The organism is Candidatus Liberibacter americanus str. Sao Paulo (genome assembly GCF_000496595.1).
Taxonomy (GTDB): domain Bacteria; phylum Pseudomonadota; class Alphaproteobacteria; order Rhizobiales; family Rhizobiaceae; genus Liberibacter; species Liberibacter americanus.
Window position 1 is genome coordinate 697,180 of sequence record NC_022793.1, and the last position, 17,812, is coordinate 714,991.

Here is a 17,812-nt window from a genome sequence, read left to right on the forward strand (position 1 = left end):
AATAATTAGCCATAATCATTATAAGATACAGTCGCTTAATATCATATTTTTATAATTATTCAAATTAGCATTTGATTTAATGATGTTTTTTTTTGCAATTATTTATACCATCCTTACCTAAGTTTAGGTTATCTTAATTGATAAATGAATAAGCTTGGAATTTTTGGTTCCTAGATGTATAATATTTTATTATTTGGGATATGTTTCATCTTGAGATATTGTTGTTCTATAATATCGTTATATTTTGATATTTAGTTCCATATTTTGTTGATATTATTTCATTAGCATATTTATTAAATACTACTTTTTATCTCTATATGCAAACCACATACTAAATTTTAGACGTTTATTGTTCTTCATTAATTATTTATAAAAAACGTTTATTTAGCATTTGATATAATTTAAAGTAATTTTATGAAATTATCGGATAGTTCTATAGATATAATTGTCCCAGATTTTTGGTTTTTTATAGAAAAGAGATTACAATTTAAATGTTGATTTTCTGCTCTACATGCATTTGAACAAGGTAATTGAGTATAAAGAATAAATTCAAAAGCGAGGCGTGGAATAGACATTTCTTTCCAATAGTTTTTAAATTTATCCATATCTTCTGTTATATAGTATTTGGAATCACCAGTCTTATATTTGGAATCATATATATGCATTATTTTACTTATAGATATTTTTAATTATGCGTTTATTTTAATAATGCCCGCATTTTAGTAAGACTATATTATGCAAGATAGTCTAATTTTCCTCTTCTCTAAACCTAAACGGATGTGTTTAATTGTTGTTTCCTGATAATTAAAATCTCCTGACTTTTCCTGAACATATTTAAATGATTGTCAAAAATTTTTTTATAATTAAAAAGATGAACTTATCCAATGAGATTTTTTTTGATATTTCTGAATAAGTCGCATAAGATTAGTAGTCTTTTTTTTATTTGGTTTATATATGATGATTACAGAGTTGCGACTGATAAAGATAAAGAATAATGTTTCATAAATCATGTTCATGTTGTTGGAGCAGGCGTGTGCTATAATCTGATAATTACGGGAATAGTATATCATTTTCCCATTAGGCGTTATTTCTTTATTAATATATGGTGAAAGTATTAATTTTATGGCATATTCTTAAAGTCATTATCAATTGAAATATAATCGCTAGAATTGATATATAAATAATTTTCATTATCCTCATTTTTAATCATATCTATAGATATAGGGGATAAAACTTATCACTATGTTCAATCACACAAGATTTATTTATTAACTCTTCCTTTAGAAAATTAATCAAAATGACAGAAAACATGATTTTTTAAGATCAAGTTGGAGCAATACATAACATGCGATCCATACAATAGCTTAATAGACTTTTCTACAAGTTATTTTTGTATTTCTCGTAACATGAAATAATCAATATCTTCCTATAATTACAACACAAAATCGTCGTAATCATATAATAGTAGTATTGTGGTACCTACTTAGACTACCATTGTAAATTTACTTATTTTAACATCTAGAAAAAGTTATGTGAAATAACATAGTGAAACAAGAGTATCAACTTAATTTTATTTATTATCGTTTTTAAAATAAATTTAATTTGTTAAAAAAAGAGAAAATTCCCTTTTTAAGAAGAATTTTCTCTTATAGCATAAAGAACTAGTACAAAGAGTGAAAAAAACCTTTTTTGAATAAATTACGACCTTGTAAAGGCTCCTTAACACTATCAGTTATCGGAATAACTACAGAAGCTTAAGATTATCTGCATAAGTTTTTCCTGTGGCATCGTCTTTTATGAAATCATAAGAAACTTTTTCGCCGCCTTTTACAGATATGCCGGCATTTATAACAGCAGATTTATGCAAAAAAACATCTCTTTCACCAACACTGGGCTCAATAAATCCATACCCCTTATTAAGACAAAACCACTTAATAGAACCAGTAGCCACCGCTTATTTCCTTTCGAACGTAAATTAAAATGGTATTAACATTTCAAAGTTAGCCAATCGAAACTGCAGAACTTCTGCTAAAACATTATATACTATAATATCAGAACATTATACTGAAAAATATCGACATCAGCAAACAAATAAATACCAAATACCGATATTATTATCGGTCATAAACGATGTTATGTCAATACGGGAAAAATGGCTTTTATAAATAAATCTAAACATTATATTTTCAATATGATACTTAATCAAATCTAGCGAGCCTATAATTCATTCAATATATCATATTATAACAGTATTTTCTATTAAAGGGAGCACTATAACTTATATATTATATAGCTTATAGGATATTTTTATTGTTTATGTATCGTTTTAGTAAAATATTTATGTAATAGCTCTTCTATTTATAATATAATTAGTATATTAGAAAAAATATATTATATAACAAACATCATTTTTTATATTGCTTTTTTTATTAAATTTTTAATATATCAATTTTTAGGTATAACATGTTTCAATATAGGTATTTTTTATTATCTCTTTCACGTTTAAAAAAATGTAAGAGCGGTGCTTTTGTTATAGTTTTTGTAATATTTTTTTCCAGTTTTTTAACTGTTGCAGATACTATTTTTGATATACTTGAAATTTTAAATTCAAAAAATAATTTGGATTATATTTGCTATAAATCACTTTCTGAATCACTTCATAGTTCCATTGAATATATGAATAGCAGTGATGAAGGGAGAAAAATAATAATTAAAAAAAATATTAAAAAAAATTTGATTAATAATTATCCAAAATTTTCTAAAGGAGATATTGATTATATAGTTAATAATGCAGTCATATATTTTAATGAAAAGCCTTCTGTATCTGATTACTTTTCGGTTGGATTAACAATTGAACTCAAGTTAAAACTCAGATCTTTTATTTTTAATTCTTTTATTAAAAAAGATACACTTAATATTGTATCTCATAAAAAATTATCAGCTAAATATAATATATCTTTGCTTGTTATTCCGTTTAGATGGATAGATGATAACCTAAATAATAATATTAGCAGATTAAATTCTAATATTAGATATAAATTTTTTAATAGTTTTTTCCCAAATATTGAACATGATAGACTTTGTATTGCTCCATACGATTATGATTATATGAGTTTTTGGGGGGAGGGTGCTTTTACTTATTATGGGCTTCAATCTCAAACCCGTTTAAAGGGCATGATCTACAGAGCATATTGGGATGTTAAACCTTATCGTAATGTGCGATTAAAATTGCTAGGCTTTAAACATAATGGTATAATGAATCATAGTAAAGCAAATGATTGTTTTTTTATTCGTGGGCATACTATTAGGCAAGTAAAACTAATGTTAATAGTTGCAGAAGACGATCAATTTTCATATCCTGTTAAGTTTAGAGATAAACTCAAATTGATGTGTAATTCCTTAAATGATGTTGATGGAACAAATGGTGGCGTTGCGAAAATCAAACAAGATATAATCAAAATATTTTCTTTAGGAATTTCCCCAGATGATTACACTAGAGATACATTAAGAATGTGTTCTGGAAATGATAGGTATTTTGAAATAAATGAACATAATACTAATCAAGAAATTAAAGAAGTATCTAATTCTTTGGGATTAAGCATAATTAATGAAATTAATAAACGAGTGCATTTATTAGTGAGATAATATTATATGTAAAGTTATGTGGTTAAGTTGATAATATTGCCTTACTAATTAAAAAATATTATGGCAATTTTATCGGGCCATAAAGATGGTATGTTTCAAATTTATCGGGCCATAAAGATGGTATGTTTCAAACAAGTTTTACAATATAGAAATTTATTGCCTGTCTATCTTGATGTATTTGATATCCAACCAAACGCCTCTCTGGTCATCGAGGTAGGCAGAGCTTTTAACTTAAGACTGATTTATTGATATTATCCTTGTTGCTCGCAGTTGTTTTTCAAATATTATGCAAAATCACTTATATACAATAATTTTTTTAATTAATCGAACTTAGTGATTTTATATAATTTTTATGAGTGTCTTTTTCTATTTGTTTTCGGTTAGTGTCGCTAAATAATATATATTATATCTGTAATATCGTTTCTATTTATTTACTCGATCATTCGCTTATTTAATAAAGGTTTTGGTTTTATTAGTTGCTTCTTAATATCTTTGTTTATTGCTTGTATAAAATTTTCTAAATAAAATCATTATTAAATAAATTCTTTGCCTCTTATAAAATAACAATCTATTACATTAATTTATCCAGCATCAATAAATTTAAATGCTTCGTTATATCTGTACAAGTATAGAAGTATGCGTATAGCTTGTCCTCTTTTGCTTTTTAGATTTGGATCTTTTTGCAGCAGAAGCTTAGCATCATTACGTGCCATTTCTAGTAAATCAGCGTGTAATTCAGGTTTTGCTGCGAGAAATTTTGGCATTCCCGATTGTTTAATTCCAAAAATTTCTCCTTCTCCTCTCTGTTTTAAATCTTCTTCAGCGATTATAAATCCATCTTCTGTATTCCTGATTGTAGATAATCTTGTATGACTTATTTTGCTTAAAGGTGGATAATATAGCAAAATACAACTAGAAAGTTCTTTTCCTCGTCCTACTCGTCCTCTTAATTGGTGTAGTTGTGTGAGCCCAAAATGTTCTGCATGTTCTATAATAATAATAGATGCATCTATAATATCGATGCCAACTTCAATAACGGTTGTTGCAACTAAAAGTTTACATTTCCCATTTTTAAAAGAACCCATTATTAATTCTTTGTCGGTATCAGACATTTTTCCATGGATTAGTCCTATTTCTGAGTTAAAGTGTTCTTGCAGTATTTTGAAACGTTCTGTAACTGAGAATAAATTTGATTCTTCATTTCCTTCTATTTGGGGACATATCCAATAAGCTTTTTTACCTTTTGATAAAACATTTTTCAGTCTTTTGATGACTTCGTTTACTTTGCTAATAGGAATAATACCTGTCTTAATTGGTTTTCTTCCTATAGGTTTTTCTGTTATTTTAGATATATTCATATCACCAAAAGCTGTTATAACTAATGTGCGGGGAATTGGTGTTGCAGTCATAAGCAATACATGAGGAGAAATTCCTTTTTGGGTTAATTTTAATCGTTGCTGTACTCCAAATCTGTGTTGTTCGTCGACAACTATTAAAATTAGTTTATGATATTTAATTGAATCTTGAAAAAGAGCATGAGTTCCAATGATGATTTTTGCTTCACCATTTGCTATTCGTTCTAATGCTATTTTTCTTTGAGATTTTGATATGTTCCCTGTAATAATTTCAATACTTATATTATACTTTTGAGTATATTTTTTAATAAATTCATAGTGCTGATGTGCCAAGAGTGCAATAGGTGCCATAATAACGGCTTGTCCTCCTGATTCTACTGCTGCAACCATAGCTATTAATGCTACTAGCGTTTTCCCTGATCCAACATCTCCTTGTAAAATACGTAGCATACGATTTTTTTGAGACATATCTTGAATAACATCTTTAATAGCTGATAGTTGACTGTCTGTAGGAGTGAATGGAAGCCTTTTCAGTATATCCTTACCCAAATCTTCTTTAATATTTATAGGAAATCCTTTTTCTTTTTTAAATTGTGCTCTCATAAGTAAAAGTGATATTTGTCCAGCTAAAAATTCATCATAAGCTAATCTTTCTCTGTTTGGAGAATTCCAATTGAAATGATTCTCATCGCTTGGATTATGGGTAGATTTAAAAGCTTCTGCTAATGGAGGAAAAGATTTCTTTTTCAATAGATCGTCATCTAACCATTCAGGTAATTTTGGCAATCTTGCTAGTGCTTCACAGATTACTTTTTTAAAAAAATTTTTAGATAATCCAGATGGTAGTGAGTAAACTGGCTCTATAACTGGCAATATCGTGTTTTGAGAATCTTGAAAAATATAGTTAGGATGAATCATTGTAAGCTGATTATTGAACTTTTTTATTTGTCCTGTAACTGTAATTTTTCTACCTTCAAAAAATATATTATTTAGCCATTTATTTTTTTTATGAAAAAACAATAATGTTATATCACCTGTACTATCGCTTATTACAATTTTATAAGTGCGATTTTTTGATGATATTGAGATGTTATTGTTTTTAATATAACCTGTTATTGTTACGATGTGTCCTTCGCAAATTTCAGAAATTTTTGGACGATATCTGCGATCAATAAAAGATGAAGGATAGTAGAATAGTAAATCAATGAAACGTATCTCACTGCTATTGCCATAGTCTACAATTTTAGAGAATAGTGTAATATATTTTGAACCTACTCCATGAATAGTAGATAAAGGTGAAAATAGTGGATTAAGATAGGTAGGGCGCATATTTATGTCTTTATAATTATATTTATCTTAAATATTTTATCTGATAAAAATTATAGCAATATGTTAATATGAAGTAGAGTCATTATATGATAGATATAGCGTTAATAAGAAAAAACATGAATTTACGTTGTCGGAAAATTGTTTATCGATGTTGGAGACGAGGAACTCGTGAAATGGATCTTATTTTAGGATCTTTTGTGGATAAATACATTTTAGATCTTAGCGAAGCCGAACTAGATATGCTTGAATTGATTATTGAGAAAGATGATGGAAGTCTTTTTAAATGGATTTCTGGATCAGAAGAGATACCGGAAGATCTACGCATACCAATTTTCAATAAAATTTGTGCTTATTATTCTTTTAATCGTGATTGCAATGTTTTTTTGGAAAACATTAAATGAACTCTGGATTTGATATTGCAAAAATTATTAAGGATTATAATAAGAATATAAATATATCTCATGTTGTTCCTGGTTCGGAAGCTTTTGTTATTGCAGAAATAGCAATTTCTGGTCAGTCTGTCGTATATATCGATTCAGATGAACGATCTTTGCTAAAAATTAAGGAAATTATTAAATTCATTAATCCTGAAATTAATGTTATGATTTTTCCATCTTGGGATTGTCTTCCATATGATCGAGTTTCACCTTCTCCTAATATTATGGCAGATCGTTTTGCTTGTTTTTCACATTTTCTTTCCTTTAATCCTCAAAAAGAAACATGCATTATACTAACAACAGTTAGTGCTTTGATGTTGCGTTCTATTTATCCAATTATGTCTGATAGTTATAAGTTTTTGCTTCGATCTGGAGATAAGATCGAAATGACAAATATTATAAATAAATTAGAAATTAATGGATTCCAACGTGTAAATACTGTCTATGAAGTTGGTGAATATGCCGTTAGAGGAGGTATTATTGATGTCTATGTTCCGTCTGAAAAAAATCCAGTACGTTTAGATTTTTTTGGAGATATACTAGAAGGCATTCGTCTTTTTGATCCTGACAATCAGCTTACGATTAAAAAAATTTCTTCTATTGAAATTAATACTTTAAGTGAGGTTGTACTTAATCCTGAAAATATAAGTCGTTTCCGTGAAAATTATCTTTCAAATTTTGGGGCGGTAAATCAGGAAGATAGTCTTTATACATCTATTTCTCAAGGACGACGATATCCTGGAATGGAACATTGGCTTCCTTTATTTCATAAAAATCTAGATACAGTTTTTACATATTTAGCTGATTTTTATATAGTAGCCAATGATATTATCAAGGATGCAGCTTACAAACGATCTCAATTGATTCAGGATTATTACGAAGCTAGATGCAGCTATTTTGCTGATAAGAATAAATCTGTTGTATATAAGCCAATTTTGCCAGAAATGCTGTACCTTGATTATCAGCAATTTAATTCAATGTTGGAAAATTCTAAAAAATTGATTTATTTTTCCGCCTTTAATCAAATCAATACATCTAAAACTAGTGTTTTTAATCTTAATGTTAATATAGGAAAATCATGGGTTACATCTTCTTTACAAAAAAATGAATTACACGAAAATTATGATGTTGGGAGATTTGATGATTTCATAAGATATATCAATAATAAGTATCAAATAGGAAAAAAAACGCTATTAGTGGCTTCTTCAAAGGGGGCTTTGCAACATTTGAAACAGATTTTAGAGGAAAATAGATTAAAAAAAATCAAAATTATTAATTCTTTACAGCATCTATATTATATATCCGAAGGTGAAATTGCAGCGACGGTTATTCCTATTGATCAAGGATTTGAAACAAAAAATATGATTCTTGTTACTGAAAAAGATCTTTTGGGAACTAGCGTTATAAAACGATCTAATCGTAAAAAATCTATTATTAATTCTTTTTTTGAATCTTCAAGTATAGAAGAAGGATCCTTTATAGTTCATACAGAGCATGGTATAGGGCAATTTATTCGCTTATGTACCATTCATGTAGCAGGATCATTACATGACTGTCTTGAGCTTCATTATGCTGATAATGTAAAATTATTTTTGCCCGTTGAAAACATTGATCTTATATCACGATATAGCGAAGAAAATTCTAATATTGTTCTGGATAAATTAGGTGGTGTTTCTTGGCAAACACGAAAATCTCAATTAAAGAAGCGTCTTAAAGATTTGGCACAAAAACTTATTGATATTGCAGCTAAAAGATCCCTTAATAATGTTCCTGCTATTACAGTACCAGAAGATATTTATGCAAAATTTGTACAAAAATTTCCTTATATAGAGACCGAAGATCAAGCTAAGTCAATTGAAGCTATTATTAATGATTTGGCAAGTGGTCATCCTATGGATAGATTGATTTGTGGCGATGTAGGTTTTGGTAAAACGGAAGTTGTATTACGTGCTGCTTTTATTGCGGTTATGAATGGATTACAAGTTGTTGTAATAGTTCCAACTACTTTGCTTGCTCGGCAGCATTTTCGTGTATTCTCTGAACGTTTCAAAGATTTTGCGGTTCGTATAGTAAGTATTTCAAGATTTATTAGAGCAAAAGAAGCATCTGTTTATAAGCGTGAAATAACAGAAGGAAAAGTTGATATTATTATTGGTACTCATTCTTTATTGAGCCCACGAATTAAATTTTCTAATCTTGGTTTGATTATTATTGATGAGGAACAGCATTTTGGAGTGAAGCATAAAGAAGCGTTAAAGGAAACTAACCCAGGTGTTCATGTATTAACTCTTTCTGCTACACCGATTCCTCGTACTTTACAGCTCGCTATAACTGGTGTTCGTGAATTATCATTGATTAACAGTCCTCCAATTGATCGTATTCCTTGTCGAATTTCAGTTTCAGTCTTTGATCCGCTTATAATTCGTGAAACTTTAATGCGTGAACACTATCGAGGTGGTCAAAGCTTTTATGTATCTCCACGTTTATCAGATTTAGATAAATGTTATGATTTCTTACAAGAGCTAGTTCCGGAATTAAAAATCGCTATTGTTCATGGAAAAATTCCTTCTAAAGTTTTAGAAGAAACAATGAATTCTTTTTATAATGGTCATTATAATATTTTACTATCCACTTCAATCATTGAGTCTGGATTAGATTTGCCAACAGCAAATACAATTATTGTACACAGGGCCGATATGTTTGGATTATCTCAATTATATCAGCTTCGTGGTAGGGTAGGTCGTTCAAAAATTTCTTCATTTGCTTTATTTTTGATACCAGAAAATAAAACTTTAACAGAATCTGCTCAAAAACGTCTTAGAATTATCCAATCTCTTGATACACTTGGGGTAGGTTTTAAGTTAGCTAGTCATGATCTTGATATTCGTGGAACAGGTAATATTTTAGGAGAAGAACAGTCTGGCCATATTAAAGAAGTAGGTTTTGAATTATATCAAAAAATGCTGGAAGATACTATTCTATCAGTTAAAGGACAAGAAGAATTAATTGATAGTAATTGGTCTCCACAAATTTTAATAGAAGCATCAGTGCTGATACCAGAAAGTTATATTGCTGATGTTAGTTTGCGTCTTAGCCTATATCGTCGTTTAGGAAATATTGCTGATCAGGAAGATATTAGTAACTTTAAAGCAGAGATGATAGATCGTTTTGGGGCTTTGCCAATAGAAGTAGTTCATCTATTAAAAGTAGTTATACTCAAGTCACTTTGTAAAACTGCTAATATTGAAAAAATGGATATAGGTAGAAAAGGTATAGTTGTACATTTCCGTGATAATAAATTTAGTAATCCAGTAGCGTTACTTAATTATATTTCTCTCCAAAATAAAAAAGTAATTATTCGTCCTGATCAAAGCATTGTTTTTGATCGTTTTTTACCAGATACTGATAAGAAATTTACAGAAGCAAAACGTATTGTATTACATTTAATTAAGTTGATAGAATAGCGATGTATAGTATATCATGTGAAGTTGTTTACAGCTTTTAATGTAAAATTACGAAGATAAATACAGTGAATTTATAAAATATTTAATATTATATTGAGGAGTAATTTTTGATTTGCAGTGGCAAGATGATGCAATAATTCTTGGAATGCGTTATTATGGTGAGAAGAATACTATTTTAGAAGTTATTACTTGTAATTATGGACGTCATTTAGGTTTTCTTCGTAATGGTCAATCTCGCCGTATGAAATCTGTATTACAGGCAGGAAATTTAGTAAGGATCAATTGGCACTCTAGATTGCCCCAAGATCTTGGATCATTTAATCTTGAAATTATCGAGCAGCGTTTTACAAATTTTCTTGATTCTTCTATTTTTTTATATGGAATACAATCCATAATTATTTTGATGCGACTTTTGCCTGAGCGTGATCCCTGTCCAGAGATATATGCAATTATTAATTTATTTTTTAATTCTCTTAATTTTGATGCGGCTATTTTAGGTAAGTTATTTGTGCAAATTGAACTTCTCCTTTTGAAAAACCTTGGATTTGCTCTTGATTTAACAAAATGTGCTGTTACAGGTGTGAGTGAGGATCTTGCTTGGGTTTCTCCTAAATCTGGATGTGCTATTTGTCGTTCAATAGGACAACCTTATGCTCGTAAAATATTGAGATTACCTGCATTTCTATGTGAAGATAATCAAATTATAGATGCTAATTCCCTTAAAGACGCCTTTAAATTAACGGGGTATTTTATAGATAAATATGCCTATAAACATAATATTATACACATTGATAATTTTCGAACTAATTTTTTAAACAAATTAATATATTCGCTACATGTATGAAATTATATCGATTTCATAATATGATTATGTTATGTCAATAAATATTGCGTAATATGAATGAGATTTTTTAAAGTGTTACAAAATAATATCTCTTAAATTAGAACATTGTTCATATATTTTTTTACATTGTTCTAATAATTATTTTTCTTTTATCTATTACTTTTAATTCTTCCCCATTGTTTTTATATGATTTACAGTATATAATGTTTTATATCTTTTAAATTATACTTATTCTAATGTTTTTAAATAATAATTAAAATCAATAACTTATTTTGTTATTTTTATAATTAAAGTGACTTATTATTTAGTTGCTTTTCGTTATCGTATATCATTTTTTGTTAGTTATAATAAAGGTTTATATTTTTACTAAAAAACGTTAATACTATTTTTTATGCGCGAAAGAATTTATAAATTTATGTCTTTATACACTTTGCTAATATCATAAAAACTTAATATACATAACTTTATAGCATTCTATGAGTAATTTTACTGGTAAGTACATTGAAAATGGAAGTAGTTAGCAACCTTTAGCAGTCCTTTTTAAATCTTCTGCTATCTTTAAATGGCTGTTGAACGCTTTTCTTAATCTTTTTCAGATTATTAAGCCTAATTTATTTATTTTAGTATATGTAATATATTATATAAAAGCTCTTCTATTAATATCATATTGTAATTATGAGATTAATTATTTTAGATAATAATATTATTTTAGCATATTGTATAATATTTTTACTTCATAAGCATATGGTTGATGAATAATTTCAAATGAATATTTATCTATTATTGCAGCGTTACTATATCATCATTTCCATTGTTTAAATATTAAGCGATCGTTAATATATATATATATATCATATTTATAACATTAATTATGGGCAATAATTTAATATTTGTCAGTAATACAATATATTAAGGCAATAATTTATATATTTATAAATTTGAACACTGAAGGTTGTGATCAATATAGAATTATTTCATAAGTTTTATGTTTAATATTATATTATTTTTTAAAAAATTAATAAAAATGAACGCTTCGTTAACCTTGATTCATTTATAAATGGGTTGGTTATTAAAAAATTATTAGATTTGGTTATAAATTAGTTAACGGCAAATAAAACTATGGTCATGAATAAGCATATAGCTGTTTTAATGGGAGGATATTCTTCAGAAAGAAGTATAAGCTTATCTTCTGGCAAAGCTTGTGCTATTGCATTAGAGACTAAGGGACTTAAAGTAAGTCAGGTTGATGTAGATCGTTCAATCGTATCTGTTCTTTCTGATCTAAAACCAGATGTTGCTTTAAATGTTTTGCACGGAGGTTTTGGAGAAGGTGGTATTATTCAGGCTATACTTGAACATTTGGAAATTCCTTATACCCATTCAGGTGTTTTAGCATCAGCTTTATCGATGGATAAGTTACGTGCTAAGGAAATTGTAAGTAGTGTAGGCGTTCCAGTTTGTCCTTCAGTTCAAATTGATCGTTTAACTATTGATGAAAAACATATTATGCCTCCACCTTATATTATTAAACCTTTAAAAGGTGGTTCTTCTATAGGTGTTATACTTGTTAAGGAAGGCGATCCTATTCCCTTGGATTTGCTGAGATCATCGTCTTGGAATTATGGTGATCAATTACTTATTGAAAAATATATTAACGGCATTGAGTTGACATGTGGGATTATGGGAGAAAAGGCGCTTGATGTTACTGAAATTATTGTAGAAAAATCTAATTTTTACAATTATAATGCCAAATATTCACTGTCGGGATCTTCCCATGTTTTGCCTGCAAGAATTTCTTCAGAGGTTTATTTCGAAATACAAAAATTATCTATGATGGCCCATAAATCTATTGGTTGTCGTGGTATAAGTAGATCAGATTTTATTTTTGATAATGTTTTAAATAAAATTTTTTGGCTAGAGATTAATTCTCAGCCAGGAATGACGCAAACATCTTTGTTCCCAGAAATGGCTGCTTATGCTGGATATTCTTTTGAGGATCTTTTGTCTTGGATGCTGGAGGATGCTTCATGCTTGCGTTAAATATTAGGGATGATCGGGGAAATGGTAGAGTACTATTCTTTTCTTATATCGGAATGTTTTTTAGTTTGTTTTATATTTATTTTGGATTAGAACAAATGAAAAGTTTCCTGAAATTTTGTTTATTCCTAGATAAAATATTTCCTCCTTATGTTGAAATTATTTTTACTATATTTTTATTTTCAACTGTTGGAATTTATGGAATTTTGGTTAGTGATAATAAGAATTTTATCGTTAATCTATTAGAATCAATAACTTGTTTTTCAATTGATAAAGTAAGGATTGTAGGAAATGTTGAAACAACTGAATTGGATATTATACGAAGTTTAGATCTAAATAGATATAAGTCATTAATATCTTTTGATGCAGTTATAGTTCAGAAAAATTTGTTGGAATTGCCATGGGTTTTACAAGCTGCAATAAGAAGGGTTTATCCTGATACTATTGAAATTCGTATTATGGAGCGTTTTCCGTATGTGATATGGCAAACTGATTCTAACTTGTTTCTCATAGATAAGAACGGTGATATTATTAAACCATTTGATGATGTTAAATTTTCTAATTTACCTAAGTTAATAGGGCATGGTGCGAATAAAGAGATTAAATCTTTTGAAAAGATAAAAGAATTTTCTAAACTTAGCAAATTAGTTAGGGCTTATATTTGGGTTGCAGAAAGACGTTGGGACTTGCATCTCGAAAATGGAATGATAGTAAAATTTCCCGAAGAAGGATTTAATGATGCATTGCTTAGGCTGATTAATTTGCAAGATAAGTATAAAATTTTGGATAAAGATATTTCTGTAATTGATATGAGATTGCCTGATAGAATTGCTATTCGTCTCACAATTGAATCTTTGAGAGATCATCAAGCTCTTGCTGAATTTCGTAAAAAAATATTGGATAGAAGAAGAGGATAATGAATATTCTTGCGCCTATTAGCTTACAGTATAATAAGTGTTTATCTCCTAAACGTACGTATATCATTTCTGTATTAGATATTGGTTCAACAAAGATTGTATGTATGATTGGTAAGCTTATACCTATGGATCACTCTGATGTTTTGCCTGGCAGAACACATCGTATTGAGATTATCGGTGTTGGATATCAAAAGTCACGTGGTGTAAAAATGGGTGTAATAGTTAACATTGATGCTTTAGAAGCTGTTATACGTCAGGTTGTAGATTCTGCTGAACGTATGGCTGGCTTAACAATTGATAGTATAATTGTTAATATTTCATTCGGTAGGTTAAATTCTATTACTCATTCCGTAGATATTAACATAGGAGGTCGAGCAGTTAGGAGAGATGATATTCAATCTCTTATAAGAGTTTCTCAAAAATATTCATGTGAAGAAGATCGCACTATATTACACTCTGTGGTTACAAATTATTCGATGGATGAAAAATCAGGCATTCAATCTCCTATATCAATGTTTGGCTCAAAATTAGGTATGGATGTTCATTTTATTACAGTTGAAAAAAATGCTGTCAAAAATGTTGAGATAGCAATTAATCGAGCACATCTTTCTGTTGATGCTATTGTTGCGACGACTTATGCTAGCGGTTTGGCTTCTATTGTAGATGATGAAATGAAGCTTGGTTGTATAGTTATTGATATGGGTGGAGGTACCACTAAAATATCAGTTTTTGATCAAGAAAAATTAGTATATACTGATATGATTACTATAGGTGGATGTCATGTTACTAATGATTTAGCGCGTGGATTATCTATATCTTTTGATGATGCTGAGCGTCTTAAGGTAATTCACGCTAATGTTATTTCCAGTATTGTCGATGAATATGAGATTTTATCTGTTACATCTGTTGGTGATTTTGAACAAGAGAATAAAATTCAAGTTTCTAGAGCGATGGTTTCACATATTGTGCGTGCACGTATTGAGGAAATATTAGAGATTTTGTCGGATCGTATTTATAAAGCAGGATTTGGTTCGCTTGCTAATAAGCGTTTGATTATTACGGGAGGAGGCAGTCAATTGACTGGATTACAGGAGATGATTAGAAGAATGTTATCTTCTAATGTGCGAATAGGAAGGCCTATGGGAGTTTCTGGCTTGCCGTTTTATGCAAAGGGGACATCGTTTTCAACTGCGATAGGTTTAATGGTTTATTCTCAGTTGTCTGCAAAAGATATGGATTCGATGGGAGATTCTTCTTATTTGCATGAATTGAAAAGAGATAGGATTTCATTTTTAGGTCGATGGTTACAGAAGATTTCTTAAGTAGGAAAATAAATTATTTTAGAGTTTATAATATCTAATATTATGGATAAGGAGAGGATGTCATGTCAGTAAAAAGCTCAAAGGATATAACTGAGTTGAGGCCTCGCATAACTGTATTTGGTGTAGGTGGCGGTGGAGGAAACGCTGTCAATAACATGGTCTCTTCAGGTCTTGAGGGTGTAGATTTTATTGTAGCAAATACTGATGCACAAGCATTGACTATGTCTAAAGCTGATAAAATGATTCAACTTGGAATTGGTGTAACAGAAGGACTTGGAGCCGGATCTCATCCAGAAGTTGGTCGTGCTGCAGCTGAAGAATGTGTTGATGAAATTAGTAGTAGTTTAGAAAATGTACATATGTGTTTTATTACTGCTGGAATGGGTGGCGGTACAGGAACTGGAGCTGCGCCAATTATTGCAGGAATAGCACGTGAAAAAGGTATTTTAACAGTTGGTGTAGTGACTAAACCTTTTCATTTTGAAGGTTCTAGACGTATGCGTATAGCGGAATCTGGTATAGAATCTTTGCAAAAAACAGTTGATACTCTGATTGTAATTCCTAATCAGAATTTATTTCGTATAGCCAATGATAAAACAACGTTTGCAGATGCTTTCTCTATGGCTGATCAGGTTCTTTATTCTGGTGTTTCTTGTATAACAGATCTCATGATTAAGGAAGGATTGATTAATCTTGATTTTGCTGATGTTCGTTCCGTAATGCGCAATATGGGTCGTGCTATGATGGGAACAGGAGAAGCTTCTGGTCCTGGACGTGGTATGCAAGCTGCTGAAGCTGCTGTTGCTAATCCATTGCTTGATGAGGCTTCAATGAAAGGATCTCAAGGATTATTGATCTCAATTACTGGAGGAAGCGATCTTACTTTATTTGAAGTAGATGAGGCTGCTACTCGTATTCGAGAAGAGGTTGATTCCGATGCAAATATTATTCTTGGTGCAACTTTTGATGAGGCTCTTGAAGGAGTAGTTCGTGTCTCTGTAGTGGCTACAGGTATAGATCGTCATTTGCATAAAGATAAAGAAGATAATGATATTGAGGATGATTTAAATATTGATCATTTACAAAGATCAAATATTTTTGGTGTTTCTTCTCAAAAAACATCTGTAAATATCTTGGATACAACAGATCACTTTGAAGATGATAAATCGAATATCTCTGAAAATCATTTAGATGAAGAATATTTTATTCATCGAGATATCATACCGGAATCATCAAGCCCACATTATCACATCTCAAAAGTGCAAACAGTAGGGGATTTAAATAAGTTGAAAAAGCCTGAGGAAAGTATTGGTGGGATAAAAGCGTTATTCAAACGTATTGCTAATTCTTTTGGTTCACGTGAAGATATTCCTGCAAGTGTTAAAATTGATCCTTCTAATAAAGATGCTAATATTTCTTCCTTAAAAAATGAGAATAATGATGCTTCTCCTTTAAAAAATTATGATATTAATACTAATGTAAATTCGAAATTTAATGTTAATTCTGAAGATGATATACTAGAGATACCTGCTTTTTTACGTCGTCAGTCGAATTAAAGAAATGAGATTAGAATTACTGTAAAAAATTGCATATATCAACCGTTGATGTTTATAATTAAAAAGAAGAATTTAGAACTTATAAATTTTATTTTTATATGTTGCTATATAATTTTTTGTAACTACTATAGATATAAGCCTTTGATATGTATCATATAACACTTATATAAATAATATCTTGAAAGAGTTTATAAAGATAAGTTGCATAGAAATTAGGTGACAATAAAATATGATTTATATGCAATATCTTCATATACTAAATTGTTGAGGTTTAATTTAAGCTTTGCCAATTGATGTAATTTCAAGTAACCTCATTAAGGTCACAGTTATTTTAATACTATCTATTATTTTCGTTTTTTTATTTTAATAATAAATATATTGCTGTTTAAATTCTTATAAATGTTTTTATAAATTGGCTATATTTATATAATATTTGGCGATATGTATATAATATATAGATTAAAATTTTCTCTTTAATGCTATAAATACTAGATTCTATTTAATGTAACGATCTGTATCCAAGGCCTATTAATATGGCTGGATGTCTAAATTTTTTTACTTGTGATATCTTCTCCATTCTAATTTATTGATATTTAGATAAATTTTTTTGCATTTCTTATCTATATTTTATCTTAGAGGATGCTTCCTCATCATTAGCAATTTAATAATAAACATTGCTTATTTGTAATAGCGTTCCATCTTGATTTTAGTTCATAAGTCTTAAGAATAATTTTTTTCTTATTTTTGATTCTTAACCCGTTTTATATTCTTAATTTCATAAAACAAGTGTTAATTGTTTTTTGACTTAGAGTTATAACTATATTTATTATAATCCATTATTGATGTTCAAATAACTATTCTTTGAGTATATGGGGAAATATATTTTTAGATGATGATCAGACTTTA

The 17,812-nt window shown here is 29.1% G+C and carries 11 protein-coding genes; 8 read left to right on the plus strand and 3 right to left on the minus strand.

Going from position 1 to position 17,812, the window contains the following annotated elements; genetic code table 11:
- Positions 1-401: 401 nt before the first annotated feature.
- Both LAM_RS02960 and LAM_RS02965 read right to left on the minus strand, forming a co-directional pair.
- Entirely contained in the window at positions 402-665 is a 264-nt protein-coding gene (locus LAM_RS02960) for a hypothetical protein (protein WP_023466299.1), read from the minus strand.
- Positions 666-1,744: 1,079 nt separating this feature from the next.
- Positions 1,745-1,951, minus strand: a complete 207-nt coding sequence (locus tag LAM_RS02965) for a cold-shock protein (protein WP_023466303.1) — start codon at positions 1,949-1,951, stop codon at positions 1,745-1,747.
- A 512-nt stretch (positions 1,952-2,463) separates the two neighbouring features.
- Between LAM_RS02965 and LAM_RS02970 the strand changes: the two genes are divergently transcribed.
- The gene (locus tag LAM_RS02970) at positions 2,464-3,645 is read left to right on the plus strand and encodes a CLIBASIA_04065 family virulence factor (RefSeq protein ID WP_007557508.1); all 1,182 of its coding nucleotides are present in this window, start codon (positions 2,464-2,466) and stop codon (positions 3,643-3,645) included.
- A 581-nt stretch (positions 3,646-4,226) separates the two neighbouring features.
- Here the strand turns inward: LAM_RS02970 and recG are convergent.
- The gene (gene recG / locus LAM_RS02975; protein ID WP_007557507.1) at positions 4,227-6,329 is read right to left on the minus strand and encodes an ATP-dependent DNA helicase RecG; all 2,103 of its coding nucleotides are present in this window, start codon (positions 6,327-6,329) and stop codon (positions 4,227-4,229) included.
- A gap of 86 nt (positions 6,330-6,415) precedes the next feature.
- Between recG and LAM_RS02980 the strand changes: the two genes are divergently transcribed.
- The 7 genes from LAM_RS02980 to ftsZ all read left to right on the plus strand — a co-directional run bounded on the left by LAM_RS02980 (position 6,416) and on the right by ftsZ (position 16,906).
- Positions 6,416-6,730, plus strand: coding sequence for a succinate dehydrogenase assembly factor 2 (locus LAM_RS02980; RefSeq protein WP_007557506.1), 315 nt, complete (start codon positions 6,416-6,418; stop codon positions 6,728-6,730).
- Positions 6,727-10,230: a transcription-repair coupling factor gene (gene mfd, locus LAM_RS02985; protein WP_007557505.1), complete on the plus strand. Its 3,504-nt coding sequence runs from the start codon at positions 6,727-6,729 to the stop codon at positions 10,228-10,230. Before LAM_RS02980 ends, mfd begins: the two co-directional genes overlap by 4 nt.
- A 112-nt stretch (positions 10,231-10,342) precedes the next feature.
- Positions 10,343-11,074, plus strand: coding sequence for a DNA repair protein RecO (recO, locus tag LAM_RS02990; protein WP_007557503.1), 732 nt, complete (start codon positions 10,343-10,345; stop codon positions 11,072-11,074).
- A gap of 1,119 nt (positions 11,075-12,193) precedes the next feature.
- Positions 12,194-13,114: a D-alanine--D-alanine ligase gene (locus LAM_RS02995; RefSeq protein WP_007557502.1), complete on the plus strand. Its 921-nt coding sequence runs from the start codon at positions 12,194-12,196 to the stop codon at positions 13,112-13,114.
- The gene (locus LAM_RS03000; protein ID WP_007557501.1) at positions 13,102-14,028 is read left to right on the plus strand and encodes a cell division protein FtsQ/DivIB; all 927 of its coding nucleotides are present in this window, start codon (positions 13,102-13,104) and stop codon (positions 14,026-14,028) included. Before LAM_RS02995 ends, LAM_RS03000 begins: the two co-directional genes overlap by 13 nt.
- Complete coding sequence (ftsA, locus tag LAM_RS03005) at positions 14,028-15,350, plus strand: cell division protein FtsA (protein ID WP_007557500.1); 1,323 nt, start codon at positions 14,028-14,030, stop codon at positions 15,348-15,350. The genes LAM_RS03000 and ftsA overlap by 1 nt, the downstream gene beginning before the upstream one ends.
- Before the next feature lie 62 nt (positions 15,351-15,412).
- Entirely contained in the window at positions 15,413-16,906 is a 1,494-nt protein-coding gene (ftsZ, locus tag LAM_RS03010) for a cell division protein FtsZ (RefSeq protein WP_007557499.1), read from the plus strand.
- Positions 16,907-17,812: the final 906 nt, after the last annotated feature.